18 protein-coding genes and 1 pseudogene are annotated in these 15,351 nt (G+C 66.6%); 10 read left to right on the forward strand and 9 right to left on the reverse strand.

The features are described from left to right. The first annotated feature begins 7 nt into the window (after nucleotides 1–7). Nucleotides 8–1,252 carry an ISAs1 family transposase gene (locus tag JFB92_RS17110; protein ID WP_199041585.1) on the forward strand — a complete coding sequence of 415 codons (1,245 nt, stop codon included), beginning with the start codon at nucleotides 8–10 and terminating at the stop codon, nucleotides 1,250–1,252. Between the two features lie 126 nt (nucleotides 1,253–1,378). Here the strand turns inward: JFB92_RS17110 and JFB92_RS17115 are convergent, their stop codons facing one another. The 7 genes from JFB92_RS17115 to JFB92_RS17145 form a co-directional block, all read right to left on the reverse strand. Further along, nucleotides 1,379–1,801 carry a YybH family protein gene (locus tag JFB92_RS17115; RefSeq protein WP_269847992.1) on the reverse strand — a complete coding sequence of 141 codons (423 nt, stop codon included), beginning with the start codon at nucleotides 1,799–1,801 and terminating at the stop codon, nucleotides 1,379–1,381. A gap of 204 nt (nucleotides 1,802–2,005) precedes the next feature. Next, a complete protein-coding gene (locus JFB92_RS17120; protein WP_199041591.1) occupies nucleotides 2,006–2,497 on the reverse strand; it encodes an HIT family protein in 492 nt (163 codons plus the stop codon). Between the two features lie 12 nt (nucleotides 2,498–2,509). Then, nucleotides 2,510–3,310, reverse strand: coding sequence for an ABC transporter permease (locus JFB92_RS17125; protein ID WP_199041595.1), 801 nt, complete (start codon nucleotides 3,308–3,310; stop codon nucleotides 2,510–2,512). Then, nucleotides 3,307–4,056: an ABC transporter permease gene (locus tag JFB92_RS17130; protein WP_233163436.1), complete on the reverse strand. Its 750-nt coding sequence runs from the start codon at nucleotides 4,054–4,056 to the stop codon at nucleotides 3,307–3,309. Before JFB92_RS17130 ends, JFB92_RS17125 begins: the two co-directional genes overlap by 4 nt. Before the next feature lie 17 nt (nucleotides 4,057–4,073). After that, the gene (locus tag JFB92_RS17135; RefSeq protein WP_199041601.1) at nucleotides 4,074–5,069 is read right to left on the reverse strand and encodes an ABC transporter ATP-binding protein; all 996 of its coding nucleotides are present in this window, start codon (nucleotides 5,067–5,069) and stop codon (nucleotides 4,074–4,076) included. Further along, entirely contained in the window at nucleotides 5,066–6,253 is a 1,188-nt protein-coding gene (locus JFB92_RS17140) for a hypothetical protein (RefSeq protein WP_199041604.1), read from the reverse strand. Before JFB92_RS17140 ends, JFB92_RS17135 begins: the two co-directional genes overlap by 4 nt. Beyond that, nucleotides 6,250–6,921: a dTMP kinase gene (locus tag JFB92_RS17145; protein ID WP_199041607.1), complete on the reverse strand. Its 672-nt coding sequence runs from the start codon at nucleotides 6,919–6,921 to the stop codon at nucleotides 6,250–6,252. Before JFB92_RS17145 ends, JFB92_RS17140 begins: the two co-directional genes overlap by 4 nt. 439 nt (nucleotides 6,922–7,360) lie before the next feature. Here JFB92_RS17145 and JFB92_RS17150 point away from each other — a divergent pair, with 439 nt between their 5' ends. Together JFB92_RS17150 and nucS are read left to right on the forward strand one after the other, a co-directional pair. Then, nucleotides 7,361–8,584 (forward strand): cytochrome P450 family protein, encoded by a 1,224-nt coding sequence (locus JFB92_RS17150; RefSeq protein ID WP_199041610.1) that lies wholly within the window; start codon nucleotides 7,361–7,363, stop codon nucleotides 8,582–8,584. A gap of 42 nt (nucleotides 8,585–8,626) precedes the next feature. Continuing rightward, a complete protein-coding gene (gene nucS / locus JFB92_RS17155; RefSeq protein ID WP_199041613.1) occupies nucleotides 8,627–9,292 on the forward strand; it encodes an endonuclease NucS in 666 nt (221 codons plus the stop codon). 62 nt (nucleotides 9,293–9,354) lie between these two features. Here nucS and JFB92_RS17160 read toward each other — a convergent pair whose 3' ends face one another. Then, nucleotides 9,355–9,753 carry a DUF4190 domain-containing protein gene (locus JFB92_RS17160; protein WP_199041616.1) on the reverse strand — a complete coding sequence of 133 codons (399 nt, stop codon included), beginning with the start codon at nucleotides 9,751–9,753 and terminating at the stop codon, nucleotides 9,355–9,357. A 157-nt stretch (nucleotides 9,754–9,910) separates the two neighbouring features. Here JFB92_RS17160 and JFB92_RS17165 point away from each other — a divergent pair, with 157 nt between their 5' ends. The 3 genes and pseudogenes from JFB92_RS17165 to JFB92_RS26685 all read left to right on the forward strand — a co-directional run. Beyond that, on the forward strand, nucleotides 9,911–10,999 hold the full coding sequence (locus JFB92_RS17165; protein WP_199041619.1) for a mannose-1-phosphate guanylyltransferase: 1,089 nt from the start codon (nucleotides 9,911–9,913) through the stop codon (nucleotides 10,997–10,999). Nucleotides 11,000–11,007: 8 nt separating this feature from the next. Next, entirely contained in the window at nucleotides 11,008–11,487 is a 480-nt protein-coding gene (locus tag JFB92_RS17170) for a hypothetical protein (protein ID WP_199041622.1), read from the forward strand. 349 nt (nucleotides 11,488–11,836) lie between these two features. Next, nucleotides 11,837–12,088, forward strand: a pseudogene (locus JFB92_RS26685) (WhiB family transcriptional regulator); the annotation flags it as partial. Between the two features lie 246 nt (nucleotides 12,089–12,334). Here JFB92_RS26685 and JFB92_RS17180 read toward each other — a convergent pair. Beyond that, nucleotides 12,335–12,766, reverse strand: coding sequence for a metallopeptidase family protein (locus tag JFB92_RS17180; protein ID WP_199041627.1), 432 nt, complete (start codon nucleotides 12,764–12,766; stop codon nucleotides 12,335–12,337). A gap of 144 nt (nucleotides 12,767–12,910) precedes the next feature. Between JFB92_RS17180 and JFB92_RS17185 the strand changes: the two genes are divergently transcribed. The 4 genes from JFB92_RS17185 to JFB92_RS17200 all read left to right on the forward strand — a co-directional run. Then, complete coding sequence (locus JFB92_RS17185; RefSeq protein WP_199041630.1) at nucleotides 12,911–13,348, forward strand: DUF3499 domain-containing protein; 438 nt, start codon at nucleotides 12,911–12,913, stop codon at nucleotides 13,346–13,348. Nucleotides 13,349–13,397: 49 nt separating this feature from the next. Then, nucleotides 13,398–14,777, forward strand: a complete 1,380-nt coding sequence (locus JFB92_RS17190; RefSeq protein ID WP_199041633.1) for a phosphomannomutase/phosphoglucomutase — start codon at nucleotides 13,398–13,400, stop codon at nucleotides 14,775–14,777. 3 nt (nucleotides 14,778–14,780) lie between these two features. Next, entirely contained in the window at nucleotides 14,781–15,044 is a 264-nt protein-coding gene (locus JFB92_RS17195; RefSeq protein WP_199041636.1) for a Trm112 family protein, read from the forward strand. Next, nucleotides 14,966–15,351: phosphoheptose isomerase family protein (locus JFB92_RS17200; protein WP_504778766.1), on the forward strand; the 386-nt coding region annotated here is incomplete at its 3' end. The genes JFB92_RS17195 and JFB92_RS17200, both read left to right, overlap by 79 nt.

Consider the following 15,351-nt stretch of genomic DNA (forward strand, 5'->3'; position numbering starts at 1 on the left):
GAAGCCCTTGTCTGGCAAGGACATGACCGAGTCGTTTGGTATCGCGCGGTTTGAGGAGTGCGTCGCCGAGTTGTCTGACCCTCGCGGTGCGCAGGGGCGCTGCTATCCCCTTGCCGTGTTCGTGGCGGTCGCGTTGGCGGGGTTGTTGTGCGGCAAGAACACTCCGGCGCAGTGGGCCAGGTGGGCCGCTGACGCACCGGACGCGGTCGTGCGGGCCCTCGGTGGCATCGGCCTGGAGGTCGGCGGTGCGGCCTGGTGGTCGCTGCCGTCCTACGACCGTCTGATCGAGGTGCTGTCCGGGCTCGATCCGGACGAGCTGGCCCGCTTCGCCGCCCGGATCGTCCCCGCGGCGCAAGCGGCGAGCGCGACCACGACCCGGCAGGTGCGCATCGACGGCAAGCGTCCGGTGACGGCCGGGCGCGTCACCGGCGAGGGTTCGAACCTGATATTGGTGGGCGCGTTGGGCCCCGACGGCCGTATGGCCGACCAGGTTTGCATCGACGATGGTGACGAGATCGACGCGCTCCGAGCGGTGTGCGAACGCCTCGATGCCGAGGGAGCGCTGGTGTCCGCGGACGAGTTGCACTGCAACGAGGACACCGCAGCGGCGATCGTGGAGGCCGGGGCTGATTACTGCCTGGCGCTGAAGGGGAACCACCCGGGCCTGTACGCGGCGGCGAAGGCCTTGCCGTGGAGCGAGATCGACAACGCCGTCCAGACCCGCGAGACCGGGCACGGGCGCAGCGAGACCCGCACCGTGAAGATCCTCGCTGTAGGCGGAGCAGTGCGCTTGCCCTTCCCCGGCGTGGCCCAGATCGCCCGGGTCCGCCGCTGGACCCACGACGAGGCCACCGGCGAGGTCGTCCACCATGTCATGTTTTACCTGACCAGCAGGGACGCTACCGCGTTGCGGCCGGTCGAGTTCGCCGAGGCCGTCCGGAACCATTGGGGCGTCGAATCGTGGCACTGGGTGAAGGATGTCGTCTTCGACGAGGACCGGTCCACTGCGACGGCCGGAAACCTGACCGCCAACCTTGCCAGCCTCCGCGCCGCTGCCATCGCGATCCTGACCCGTTTGGGCGGCAAGGGCATCACCGCCTGCCGCGACCATATCGGCTGCCATCCTTACACCAAACCGCTAGAAATCCTCGGCATCGCCCACATCAAACAAGAGTTCCAAATGTGCTTATCTCGTGAATGCCGTGGTCGGGGCCGCGGAAATCGAGGAGAAGGTCAGCGCCACTCGTCCTGATCCCGGTGCTGACAACTTCACGATTGTGAAGCTTCACCCAGGATGAAGGCAGACAACGAGTAGCCGCGCTCACAGTCGTCGAAACCGAAGTCACCGGTTGATGCACCCGAACCTTCTACTGCTCGGCTACGGAGTGCTGCTGTTCCATGTGTCGCGGTGCATCTTCCAGACACCGCCGTCGTTCTTCCACAGGACCATGATCTTTCCTCGGCCCAGGAGTGCGCCGTCCGCTCCGTACACGGAGGATTCGCCTACCTCGAGCGCGTATTCGCCCATCGGGATTACTTCCAAGGTATGCGGTCGGGCGTCGGTTATGCCGAGTTCGAAGAAGCCCCGCCAGTACTGCGCGATGGCGTCCGCGCCGCTGACGGCGTCCGCGTTCGGGTGCAGAATGATGGCATCGTCGGTGTAGAGGGAGGGCATGGCCGCACTGTCGGCGGTGCGGATTGCCTCCATGAACCGCTCGTTGCCCTCACGGATGCCTGTTGTCGCGTCCTTGCTGCCGTCCCACGTCGAGTTTCCGATTCCATGCTGATGGTACGACCGCAACCGCCGCGTGTAATCGGTTCACGCCAATCCCACCGGCCAGGGTCGCGTCGGCAGGCGTCGGTAGGGTGCTGGGCATGCGTCTGTTGGTGGCACGGTGCCAGGTTGATTAGACTGGCCGTTTTTCTGCACATTTGCCCACGGCTGACCGTTTGAAAATATGGAAAGTGGACGGGAGCGCGATCAACATGCTTGCGTCCAGGGGCTTCAGTTGCCTAGCCCGTCCCGTATTCGAGCCGCGCGTCGAAGGTACTCGTGCTCGGCGACGAGTACAGGACGTTCGGGGTCACCGAGAAGCGGACGTCCGGGTGCCGGATCTCCCCAGTAGCGAGGGATCACATGGCAGTGGGTGTGCGGTACCGAGTTCCCCAGTATTTGGTAGTTCATCTTGTCGGCCTCGAAGACTCGTTGCACGACAGCTCCCACCCGTACCACCTCGGTGAAGAACAGCGCCCGCTCCGCGTCCGGCAGATCGTGCGGCTCAGCGGCGTGCGTCTTGCAGACTACGATGCAGTATCCGGTTGCGAACTGATCCCTGCCGAGCTTGACTACTGATACCTCCAGTTCGGCGATGGTAAATCCGATGAGATCGGACGCGTCCGCCTCCATCGAGCCGGGCTCGGTCAGGGACGCGCACAGTCGGCACCCCTCACCGGCCACGAGCCGGTCCCATTCGCGCCTCGGCATCCAGCCGTCCATGCTTGCCTCTTCTCAGCTCCCGAACTCTATAGCCCCGGAACGACGGCCTGACTCGGCGAATCGCTTGAATCCGAGAATCGCTACTCCCAGGCTCGCCGTCCCTACGATCGCTTCCATCCCTACATGCATCAGGACCTCGGTGAATCCCATTTCCGCTGAGAGCACGCCCCTGATGGCGGCCAGACCATGGTGCACCGGCAGCACGGCGGAGAGAGCCTGGAGCCAATCGGGCCACACCGACACCGGGACCTGTGCGCCGCTGATGGCCATAAGGGAGAGCATCGTGAGGTTGCCGACGACGTTCCGCAGAGAGTCCGCGCGCAATACCAGGCCGCCGAGGATGAGTCCGAAGCAGTAGGTGGAGAGTCCGACGAGCGCTATCAGTGGGATGACCACCAGCGCCATGGGCAATCGGAGGTCGACGCCGAACAGCGGTGACAGCAGGAACAGTGCCAACGTCGCGCTGGCCGTCCCGCTCGCCAGCCATTGCACGCTTCGCCCGCAGAGGACCAGTGCCAGGCTGGCAGGCGCGGCGATCAGCAGGGGGACACTGCCGGTCCAACGCTCCCAGGAGGTGGAGGCCACCACGAACAGGCTCTCCATCGCGGCGATCATGACCGCGTTGCCGATGAGCAGGTACTCGGTGTACTCGGGGGAATCGATCAGCCTTCCGATCAGCGCAAAGAAGGAGACCTGGCACAACACTCGAAACAGCCAACCGGTGATCCAGGTCCGGACGGTGTAGATGGTTCGGAAGTCGGCGAAGCCGGACGCTGCCGCGTAGCGCAGGATGCGGAGTCCATCGCTGATCATGCGTGGGAGACCGTCCCGTCGTTGCGAACCTTGAGCAGTACGCGATGAATCAGCCATGCTCCTAGCAGAAACCCGGTGCCGCCCAGGACAATCACGGCCGCAATGCGCGGCAACACCCGTTGAACCGGAGCCTCCGAGAGGCTGTCGCGTAGCAGATCGGTGCCCCAGGAGAGGAATACGACCTGTGTCAGTGGACGCAGCCACTCCGGCAGCAGTGCGGGGGGAACGAGTACGCCGCCGAGAATGTAGAAGGGGTACGACAGCGAGTTCTGAAAGGTTCTCGCCGATCGGGTGAGCACGAACAGACCGGCCATCGCGCTGGCAGTTCCGGCCATCGCGAGACCGATCGCCGCCAGAGTACCGACGAACAACCATGGATGCGGCACCGCGACGGCTTTGCCGAACAGGACCCTGGCCACCAGCCAGCACTCGGCCACCGAAACCAGACTGACCAGGGTGATCATGGCGATCCGGCTCAATACGACTACCGCGACCGGGGAAGGGGAGGCGACAAGCAGTTCTAGGCGCCCGTCTGTTCGGTCGTTGGCTATGATCTCGCCCGAGGCCAGCAGTGCCATGGCGAACACCGTGATCATCGCAGGAGCCAGGACGGCGTACCCGGTGAGATCATCGCGACCCGTATACCGGACGATGGCAAGGAAAATTACTGTGAACAGTGGAGCGTTCACCAGAGCCATGAGATCGTGCGGGGACCGCCGCATGGCGGCGATCTGGAATCTGGCCATCGCCAACGCGAGCCGAATCATCCTACGTTCAGACCCCGGCTGCCGATGAGGTGCAGATAGACCTCCTCAAGGCTGGGTCGAGAGGTCGACAGTGAGGTTACCCCACCGTCGACGAGGAGGCTCAGCACAGCGGCAGAGGTGCCGTCTCCGGCAGTCTCGACGGTGATACGACCCTCCGAGTCGATCTCTACCCCGGCCACTCCCTCAACCTTCCGGATGCGGTCGATCAATTCGGCAGGTACTCCTTCGGCCGTGACTCGCTCCCAGGCCGAGAGCCATTCACCGATGGTCCGCGGGTCCTCCGTGCCGAGCAGCTTCCCGGAGTCGATGAGAGTGACTCGGTCGCAGAGTTCCTCGGCCTCGGTCATGTCGTGAGTGGTCAGCAGAATGGTTCGCCCCTCGGCCCGCAGCTGCCGCACGAGGCCCCGAAAGTCCCTGGCGGCCGCCGGGTCCAGCCCGACGGTGGGCTCATCGAGAATGAGCAGCCGTGGATTCCCGACCAGTCCGCGTGCCAGATGCAGGCGTTGCTTCATCCCGCGTGAAAAGGTCTCCACGCGCTCGTCGGCGCGCTCCTCCAATCCGAGTCGTTCCAGGAGCTTCGCGGTTCTCTCGGCACCCTCGGATGTGGGCTGCCGGTAGAGGGCCGACCAGTACATGAGGTTCTGCCGTGCGGTGAGACGGGTATACAGTCCGCGCTCACCGCCGAGAACGACTCCGACCAGCGGTCGCACCCGGGTGGTACTGACGACCACATCGTGGCCGAAGACCTTCGCGATTCCGGAGGTCGGAATCAACACGGTGGAGAGAATCTTGCACAGGGTGGTCTTTCCGGCGCCGTTGGGTCCGAGAAGGCCGTGTACCTCGCCGCTCGGGACGGTCAAGGTGATGGCGTCGAGCGCGGTTCTGGATTCGGGAGGACGACGTTTCAGCCGCCCCGGCAATCGGGACCTGCTTCGTACGAAGGTCCTCGTCAGATCAGCGACGGCGACGGCGAGTGGTGAGGATTCGGTCATTCGGGCCCTCTCATAGCGGCTCGGTCCGGTCGTCGGTCGGTCGCCTCCTCCAACCATTCCGAGCGGCAGGCGCCTCCGACCAGGATGAAGCTGCCTATGGGAGTGAGCGCCACGGTTCGGCGACGTCGCTGGACGAGTTCGAAGCCACGATATCGGTTGTCGTCCAACGGGATTCCATAAGCAGCCAGTCCCGCGCTCATCAGCCGTCGCACACCGATCCGTTCGTGCACCACCAGGGAGACCCAGTCCGCCACTCGACCCCGGTCGGCGTCGACCGTCGTCGCCGCGATACGTCCCGGTACCTGCAGCGGCCTCCAGCCACGAAGCGAACGCAGAACGCGTCTCGCGCGATCCCGCGCGGCGAGGCCGCGAGCCCGATCGGCCAGCGGCAGGCCACCCAGATCCGCACGCGCGACTCGCTTGCAGAGCTCGAGCCACTCCGGCCACAAGCCTATTTCGGTCAGCGCCTCTTCCAGGAGGCCCAATTCGACATCAGAGGACGAGTTGGTCAGCAATACCGCGTCCAAGAGGTCCCGACTCGCGAACGGCCGCTCGAATCGTTCGGCTGCCAGCGCCACCAGGCTCCCGCAGGTGCCCGACCGTGCCGCCGCCGGCAGCGTTCGCACGGCGGTGTTCAGGCTGGTCGCCACATCCACGGTGGAGATCCCAACAACGTACGGAACGCCGAGCCGCTCCCGTTCCGGTGTTCGCAACTCGACCATGAGGTCGTTCCACCGAGACTCGCGACGCGATCCGGGCAGCACAGTGAATGCGGTGACCTCCCAAGACCGGTCGAGGAGAGTTCTGACGACACTCCAGAGGTCGTCTTGGCCGTCACAGATCAGATCGAGGTCACCTGCGGCCCGCACCACGTCCTTCGGATAGCGTGCGGCGATGTCCGGTCCCTTGACGATCCTTACAGCCGCCCGCTCACCGAGGGTCCTCGCGAGCCGTTCGTAGAAGTCGGCGCGGCTTCTGTGGGCGGCAAGGTTTTCGGCGCCACCGGGCGGAAGGTTCCGTCGCTCGGCCGCCCATGCACTCAGCAGCGTCGCTCCTAGCTTGTGGCGCGGCGATCGGGCCTCACTCAGAAGCATCGCGTCGTCGGCATCCGCGGAGGCTCCTCGCGCGATCAATAGTCGGCGGAGTCTCCTGCCGGTGAACAAGTCGACTTCTGTTGTGTTCACGAAGGCTCGGACCTCATCTCGGCACGCCGGGCAACATCTGGAAACCGACGTGCGATCTGGCTGCGGACAGCTCTTCCGACAGCGGCGGTGTCCTCGCTTCCGTCTATCACCGTGAAATTCTCGGATTCGGGGATCTCGTCGTATTCATGCGCGAACGCCTTGAGATACTCGGGATATTCATGATCGACTCCGCGTCGACGCAGCCGTTCCAGGGCCGTCTCCGGCTCGACCCGAACCAGAATGGTCATATGGGGCACAGGAAGGTTCCGGAACATACGGCGCAGCAGGTTCTCATTACCTGTCCCCATAGCTCTCACAGAAGCATAGAAACAAGCAACGTAGCGGTCTACGACGACGAAATCGTCACGCTCGAGAGCGGGGAGCAACGTCTCATTCCAGTCCCGGTATCGGACCATTGCTCCCACGAATCTTGTCATGGCAGGGCCGACGACGTCCATGTGATCGCCCAGACCTGCCTCGGCGGCCATGTCAGTGAGAACCCTCCGGGTGAACGATGGGCTCTGGGAGGCGACGACCGCAGTCCTATAGCCGAGGTCGCGGAGCCACGATCCAGCGAGTTCGGCCTGGGTGGTCTTGCCAGACCCGTCGGTTCCGGCGAACGCGATGAAGCGAGCCGGAAGAGCATCGGGAGCGTTTATCGTTTCCATTGCGTTGAGCGCAGCGGCCCCGAGTGCGGAGCCACTGCACCTGACTTGTGGCCAGTCTACTTCTTCTTGTCTTCGGGGGGCTTGGCCAGCACTCTTACCTTCTTGAGCGAGACATGACGGCCCATAAACTTGGCGTTCATGGTTGCTTCTCCTTCCTGTCGGAATGCGCGTACCCGAAAGAGCATAGAATCCATCTCACCGGGAGTCAATATCCAACTCCATGATCATTTTAGACCGGTACCTCCATGCGTTGGCAATGTTCCCATTGTTATCGAGTGAGAACACTGAGGCAGTTGCGATCAGAGATGACTCTGCCAAGTGGCGGCCTCCGCACTAGTCCGCACACCTCTGCCGTGCGACAATCGCCTGGTTTATACAGCTGCACCCGTCCCGGACCATCGCCAACCGATCCAGGATTCCTTGGGCCGAGAGGATCACCATGCCGAAGATTGACTTCCCCTTCCCTGACGGCGCATCACCGTACGCCGAATTCAATGCGATTCGCGAGAAGACCAGAGTTCATCGCACACAACTTCCCGACGGTCCCCATGTTTGGATCGTCACCCGTTATCAGGACGCGCTGGAAATCTTCTCGGAGAAATCTGTCACCAAAAGCTACAGAGAAGCCAAGCATTATATGAACACATCGGGAGCACAGACGATCGACGACACTGACATTCCCGATTACGAGGACATGATCACCTCTGACTCCTCACGGCACGAGCACCTGCGACGCAGCGTGACCGCGGCGTTCACTCCTCGCCGGATACGGTCACTGCGGCCACGGATCGAGCAGCTCACGCATGATCTGATCGACGAGTTCGCGGCCCGAGGCGCATCCGATCTCATGGCGGAATTCGCCTACCCCCTGCCCATTGCCGTGATCTGCGAATTGCTCGGCGTCCCCAAAGAAGACGGTGAATCCTTCAAGCACTGGGCGATTGCGCTCGTAGACGAAGCGGCCCCGGAGGCCGGGCACGCATACGCGGAGCTCTCTGATTACCTGCGCGAGCTGCTCCTCACCAAGAAGAAGCGGCGAGACGATGACCTGCTCGGCGCCCTGCTCGCGGAGCCCGCGGAGCCGTTGGCGTTCGATGACGTCCACGCGACGGCCGTGCTCCTGCTGTGGGCCGGATTCGCGACCACCGCGAACCTCATCGGCAACGGAGTCCACGCCCTGATCCAACGACCCGAGCTCACGAAGCCGGTGCTCGCACGCCCTGAGGCCCTTTCCGGTCTGGTGGAGGAGCTACTGCGCCTGTACCCACCCGCTCAGCTCAGCACGCTCCGGTGCGCCACCCGGCCCTTGTCGATCGGCGAGATCGACATACCGACCGGTTCAGTAGTGCTCGTCAACATCGCCAGCGCGAACCGCGACCCGCGCCAGTTCCGTGAACCCGACCGCATCGACCCGAAGCGCGAACCCAATCGGCATATGAGCTTCGGTCATGGCATCCACAACTGCCTCGGCGCAGCCCTGGCCCGACTCGAGGGCGACATCGCGTTCCGGGCACTTCTCGAGCGGCTTCCCAACCTCGCCTTCGATTCAACGACCGCTGAACCACCTTGGCGCCCAAGTGGATTCATGCGTGGATTGGCCAAGCTCTCCGTTACGTTCAACTCCCCCACCGGAACGATCGCGATCCCTTCCGGGGAGGCATGACCGGCACCGACGCAACACCTCCGGGCCGATAAGGTGGCGCGCATGCGTTTGTTGGTGGCACGGTGCCAGGTTGATTACACTGGTCGGCTTTCAGCTCATTTGCCCATGGCCGACCGTTTGATAATTTGGAAGGCCGACGGGAGTGTGCTGGTGCATGCCGATGGGGGGTCTTATAAGCCGCTCAATTGGATGACGCCGCCGTGTTCGGTGGTCGAGGGGGACGGGGTTTGGACCGTCACTTCCAAGAAGTCCGGGGACCAGTTGAAGATCTCGATCGAAGAGGTCTTCCACGACTCGTCGCATGAGCTCGGCGTCGACCCGGGGCTGCAGAAGGACGGGGTCGAGGCGCATCTGCAGGAGTTGCTGGCGGCCGACACCGGTCCGCTCGGGGACGGGTGGTCGCTGGTGCGGCGGGAGTATCCGACCGCGATCGGGCCGGTGGACCTGATGTGCCGCGACGCCGACGGCGGGCATGTGGCCGTCGAGATCAAGCGGCGCGGCGAGATCGACGGCGTCGAGCAGTTGACGCGGTATCTGGAGCTGCTCAACCGCGACCCGCTGCTGTCGCCGGTCGAAGGGGTGTTCGCGGCCCAGGCGATCAAGCCGCAGGCGCGGGTCCTGGCCGAGGACCGCGGGATCCGGTGCGTGGTGCTGGACTACGACGACATGCGCGGGGCGGTCGACGAATCCCAGCCGCGCCTTTTCTGAACTTCCCGGTCGAGGCGGTTTTGAGCGGCGGCGGGGGTACCGTTCCCCGCCGCCGTCGAGCATCAGTTGGTCTCGAGGTCGTCGAGCTCCTGGTTGATCTGGTCGGTGCACTCGGCCGCGCTGCCGGAGTAGCCGGCCTCCTCGCAGGCGTCGCCGACCGCGTCGTAGATCACGACGGTCCAGACGATCGCGGCGGCGATCGCGAGGATGCCGAGGACGATGCCTGCGATGCCGGTGCCCTTCCCGGCCTGGTTGACGCGGTTCTTGCTGACGACGGCGCCCACGATGCCGAAGATGAGGGCCAGGATGCCCAGCGGGATGCCGATGAAGATGCCGACGCCGGGGATCAGGCCGGCCAGCAGGCCGATGATGCCCAGGACCAGGGCGGTGACGCCGAAGCCGTTGCCGGACTTCTGCTGCGGCATGGGCTGGGCAGGGGGCGGGGCGGGGGGATAGGACACGGGAATCTCCTTGGTCGTGATCGTTGCGGAATGTTCTGGGCGGAACGCGAGACAGCCTAGCCGATGCCCGCAACCGCCTGGTCACCGCCGACGCCGTTCACGCGCTGGACAGCACGGCGTGAACGTCCTCGTTGAGGCGGCATGCAAGACTATTGGCATGCTTCACGCGGTGGTCCCCGCAGGCGGCTCAGGTACCCGGCTCTGGCCCCTGTCGCGCGCTCAGCGGCCCAAGTTCCTGCTGCCTCTGACCGGGTCCGATTCGTCCCTGCTCCAATCGACCGTCGAGCGGGTGCGGCTGCTGTCCGGTCCCGACCACGTCTACGTGGTCACCGGCACCGCGCACGCGGTCGACGTGGCCCGCCAGCTCCCCGAGGTGCCCGGCGACAACATCCTCGTCGAGCCCAGCCCGCGCGACTCGGCCGCCGCCATCAGCCTGGCCGCGGCCGTCATCGCCGAGCGCGAGCCCCAGGCCGTCATGGGCTCCTTCGCCGCCGACCACCTCGTGCCCGACGGCAAGGCCTTCGCCGAGACCGTCGAGCGAGCCATGGAGCTGGCCTCCACAGGCCTGCTGATGACCATCGGCATCAACCCGACCGGCCCGGACACCGGCCTGGGGTACCTCCGCCTGGGGTCGGCGGTCGGACCCGGCTACCACCTGGACGCGTTCGTGGAGAAGCCCGACCAGGTCTCGGCCGTGGAATACGTCTCCTCGGGCAACTACCTGTGGAACGCCGGGATGTTCGTCTGGCGAGTCGACGTCTTCCTCGGCGAGCTGGCCCGGCACCGCCCGGCCCTGCACGACGCCGTCCGCGAACTGGCCTCGGCCTGGGACACCAACGGCCGCGAGGCCCTGTTCGCCAAGCTCTGGCCGACCTTGGACAAGATCTCGGTCGACTACGCGGTCATGGAGCCGGCCGCGGCGGCCGGGAAGGTCGGGGTGGTCCCCGGCGATTTCGAGTGGCACGACGTGGGCGACTACGACACGCTCGGCCAGGTCCTCAAGGCCGCCGACCGGGTCGGCAACGTCGTCGTCGAACCGGCCGGCGCCGGGCGGGCGCACCTGACCGAGTCCAAGCGGAACGTGGTGGTGCCGGCCTCGGGGCGCCTGGTGGTCACGGTCGGGGTCGACGATCTGATCATCGTCGACACGCCCGACGCGCTCCTGGTGTGCCCCAGGGACCGCGCTCAGGAGGTCAAGGGCGTGGTCGAGGAACTGAAGCAGTCCGGCCGCACGGATCTGGTCTAATACCGGCCATGCCGTCTCAGCGCACTCGCACCGTCGTCGCCTACGTCCTGCTGGCTGCGGCCGGCCTCTTCATCGGCGTCGCGATCTCCCAATGGCTGTTCGGGTTCACCGTCGACCCCGACCCCCGCGACGACGCGCTGAGCCGCGCCGCGGGCATGGGCTTCACCGACGAAGCCAGGCGGACCCTGTTCTCGATCGTGCCGGTGGCGGCACCGGCCCTGGCGGCCTGGCTGGCACCGGTCGGCGACCCCGGACGGGGGATACGCCGCGGCTCCCGTATCGCCTACGCGCTCTTGATCGTTATTGGAGTGCTGCTGGCGTTGTCGGCGGCACGGTACGGATTCGACCAGGACGCGCAGTTGGTCCGCGACGGCGCGGTGTTCATCGACACGCGCGCGGCCGTGGAGCGGCTGGTCCTGGACCTGACGTGGCTGGTCTTGGCCGGTCTCGCCTGGTGGTCCGTGCGATGGAGCGCGAAACGCGAGTAAGACTCCACATTGCTCGACCGTGATCGCCTGTCCCCGAAGGGGTGAGTCCGAGGGGTCCTTCCATCGCCCAGATCACTGTGCGCTATCGTCTGATAGCGAAACGTTATCGAATAACGATGAACGCTCATCGACCAAAGTGATGAGCCTGAGCGGAGCGGCCCCATCTCAAGGCCGCCCGCGGGCACTTGGACCGGGATCTGCGCGCAGCCGGCGGCGCCGCATTTCCGGGCCGCCGCGCCACAGGGGAGGGAGCGCGTCCGGCCTGAAGGTCCGACATCTGGTGCCGCGCAAGTGATTGCAAGGGGGGAGCATCGGCACCGCCGGTGCGCACACGAGGAGGCGGACGTATATGGACGGCCGTGACTACCTGGCCGACCTTTTGGGAAACGTTCCGGAGTGGCAGGCTCGCGCACTGTGCGCGCAGACCGACCCGGAGGCGTTCTTCCCCGAGAAAGGGGGATCCACGCGCGATGCCAAGCGCATCTGCGCCCGATGCGAAGTCAAGGAGAACTGTCTGCAATACGCGCTCGAGCACGATGAGCGCTTCGGCATCTGGGGCGGCCTGTCGGAGCGGGAGCGCCGCAAGATCAAGCGCCAGGCGCGCGAAGCGGCCCGGCGGCTCGCGGAACGCCGCGTGCCGGTCGTGGTCTGCATGCCGACCCCGATGATCAACCCCGACTTGGAGCAGCAGACCGCACTCACCGAGCCGGTCCCGGCCTCGGTCCTGACCGCGCCGCAGGAGGCGCCGGCCGAGGTCGAACGAGAACGCGTCCCGGTGGCCGCATAGGCCGAGACGGGATAACAATTCGCGCGAGGGCGGGGCCACGTTGCCCCGCCCTCGCGCGTCTCACGGCTCCAGATCCTCCGGCGGCAGGTTCAGCAACGAGGACAACTGCTCGACCAGAACGCCGCGAACCAGCAGCTCCATGTCCAGCTTGCCGTCCGAGCGCAGCTCGATGGGCCTGCGGTAGAGGACGATCCGCGGCGCGGCGGCGGCCGTGCCGGGCTGAGCCGGGTAGAGCTTGGCCAGCGGCACACCGCGGTCCTCGACGATGTCGGCGTCGTAGACCTGCACCGTCGGCGGCACCTCGTCCACGGCGAACTCGACATGCCGCAGGTCCGAGAACTTCGAACCGAGCGTCTCGATCAGGTGCCGCTCGATCGCCGTCACCGACTCCATCACCAGCGAGTCGAACTCCTCCACCGGAGTGCGCCGCAGCGGCAGCGCGCTGGGCACGAGCGGCCCGCGCATGCCTCTGCCGTGGCGGTCTCTGCGCATGCGCCCACCTTAGCGTCCATTGAGTCGATTCGACCCCCGCCGTGGCGAGGCTCGCGGGCCGCAAATCGGCTCAGCGGGTCCGAATCGGCCGCAGTCACTGCTCAGCGCCACCGAGTTCGACACCGCGAGTGGTAGTTTCGTGGGGTGAGGTCGGATCGGCGTTGCTCCCGGAACGGCTGCCGCCAGCCCGCGGTGGCCACTTTGACGTATATCTATTCTGATTCCACAGCCGTGGTGGGGCCACTGGCCACCACGCGCGAGCCGCACAGCTACGACCTGTGCGACGCGCACGCGCGCCGGCTGACGGTGCCGCACGGCTGGGAGCTGGTGCGGCACCAGGGCGACTACACCGCTCCGATGCCCACCGACGACGACCTGGTGGCCCTGGCCAACGCCGTCCGCGAGGCCGCCGTCGGGGAACGCCACGACGCGGACCCGGCGACACTCGCCGGCCGCGGCCTGGACGAGCCGCCACCAGCCGACCCCGGTCCGCGCCAAGGTCTCCGCGCCTCCACCGGGCCGCCGCAAAGTGCGCGGCGTCACCTGCGGGTGGTGTCCGGCGACGAGGAGCAGCAGCGCTAGGCTCGACGTGACCGACCGGCCCACCTCTGTGAAAGGCGGACGCACTCCCGTGGCTCCCCAGCTCAGCGAATTCGTGAAGGCCTACGACGTCAGAGGACTCGTCGGCACCCAGTTGACACCGGAGGTCATGGAGGCGATCGGGGCCGCGGCCGTGGCCGTCACCGGGGAGAAGACCTGGGCGGTCGGCCACGACATGCGCGACTCCGGACCGGGCTTCGCCGCCGCCTTCGCCCGCGGGGCGCAGGCGGCCGGGGCCGACGTCATCGAGGCCGGGCTGTGCTCGACCGACATGCTCTACTACATCGCCGGGGCCCGCGACGTGGCCGGAGCGCAGTTCACCGCCAGCCACAACCCGGCCGAGTACAACGGCCTGAAGATGTGCCTGCCCGCCGCCCGCCCGATCGGGCTCGACACCGGCCTGGCCGACATCCGCGACAAGGCCCAGGCGATCCTCGACGGCGAGCCGGCACCGGAGGCCGCCACGCCGGGCTCGGCCTCGCGCGAGGACTTCCTGGCCTCCTACGCCGCGTTCCTGCGCGAGCTGGTCGACCTGTCGGGCATCCGGCCGCTCAAGGTCGTGGTCGACTCCGGCAACGGCATGGGCGGCCACACCGTCCCGGCCGTCCTCGGCGATCAGCTGCTGGAGGCGCTGCCGCTGGAGATCGACCCGCTCTACTTCGAGCTCGACGGCACCTTCCCCAACCACGAGGCCAACCCGCTGGAGCCGGCGAACCTGGTCGACCTCCAGGCCCGCGTCCGCGAGACCGGCGCCGACCTCGGCCTGGCCTTCGACGGCGACGCCGACCGCTGCTTCGTCGTCGACGCCGATGGAGACCCGGTCAGCCCCTCGGCGATCACCGCGCTCATCGCCACCCGCGAGCTGGCCAAGCACCCGGGCTCGGCGATCTGCCACAACCTGATCTGCTCCAAGGCCGTCCCCGAGATCGTCGCCGAGCACGGCGGACGCCCGCTGCGCACCCGCGTCGGCCACTCGTACATCAAGGCCGTGATGGCCGACGAGCAGGCCGTCTTCGGCGGCGAGCACTCCGCGCACTACTACTTCAAGGACTTCTGGTACGCCGACACCGGCATGCTCGCGGCCTTGCACGTCCTGGCCGCCGTGGGCGAATCGGACAAGACCGTCGCCGAGCTGGCCGACGAGTTCGTCCGCTACTCCCCTTCCGGCGAGATCAACTCCAAGGTCGCCGACGCGGCCGCCAAGATCGAAGAGGTCGCCGCACACTACGGTCGCCAGGAAGGTGTCGAGACCGACCGGCTCGACGGCCTGACCGTCTCCTTGCCCGACGGTTCCTGGGCCAACCTGCGGCCGTCCAACACCGAACCGCTGCTGCGCCTCAACGCCGAAGGCCCCGACCAGGCCACGATGGAGCGGCTGCGCGATGACATCCTCCGCATCGTTAGGAACTAGCCAATGCCTGCCACCACCCCCGCGCCCGTGCTGCTCGAACTGCTGCGCTGCCCCGAACCCCACCACGCGCCGCTGTCGTTCGACCGTGAGGCGAGCTGCCTGACCTGCTCTGAATGCGACAAGGAGTTCCGAGTCGAGGACGGCATCCCCGTGATGCTCCTCGACGACGTCAAGGAGGAGTTACAAGCATGGGCCCAGACGACGACGGCGTGGCAGGCATCACCGGCGACCGGCAGGCCGACGAGGCCCGCATCTCCGGGGACCTGAGCGAGTCCACCAATCCCGGCGGCGCCCTGTGGGCACTGGCCTCGGCCGGGCCGCAGCTGCGGGAATCGGCCGCGCTCGCGGCCGACGCCGGGCTCGGAGTGCTCGCCGACGAGGGCCGCCCGCGCGCGGTCGTGGTCGCCGGCGTCGGCACCGCGGCCCGCACCGGCGACATCCTCGCGACCGTGGCCGGGCCCCGCTGCCCGGTGCCGGTCCTCGGACACCGCTCCGCCGGCGTCCCCGGCTGGGTCGGCGCCGCCGACGTGGTCCTGGCCGTCTCGGCCTCGGGCCGGTCCCCCGAGGCGCTCGC

It is taken from the genome of Glycomyces salinus, from assembly GCF_016428645.1.
Classification (GTDB): Bacteria; Actinomycetota; Actinomycetes; order Mycobacteriales; family Micromonosporaceae; genus Glycomyces; species Glycomyces salinus.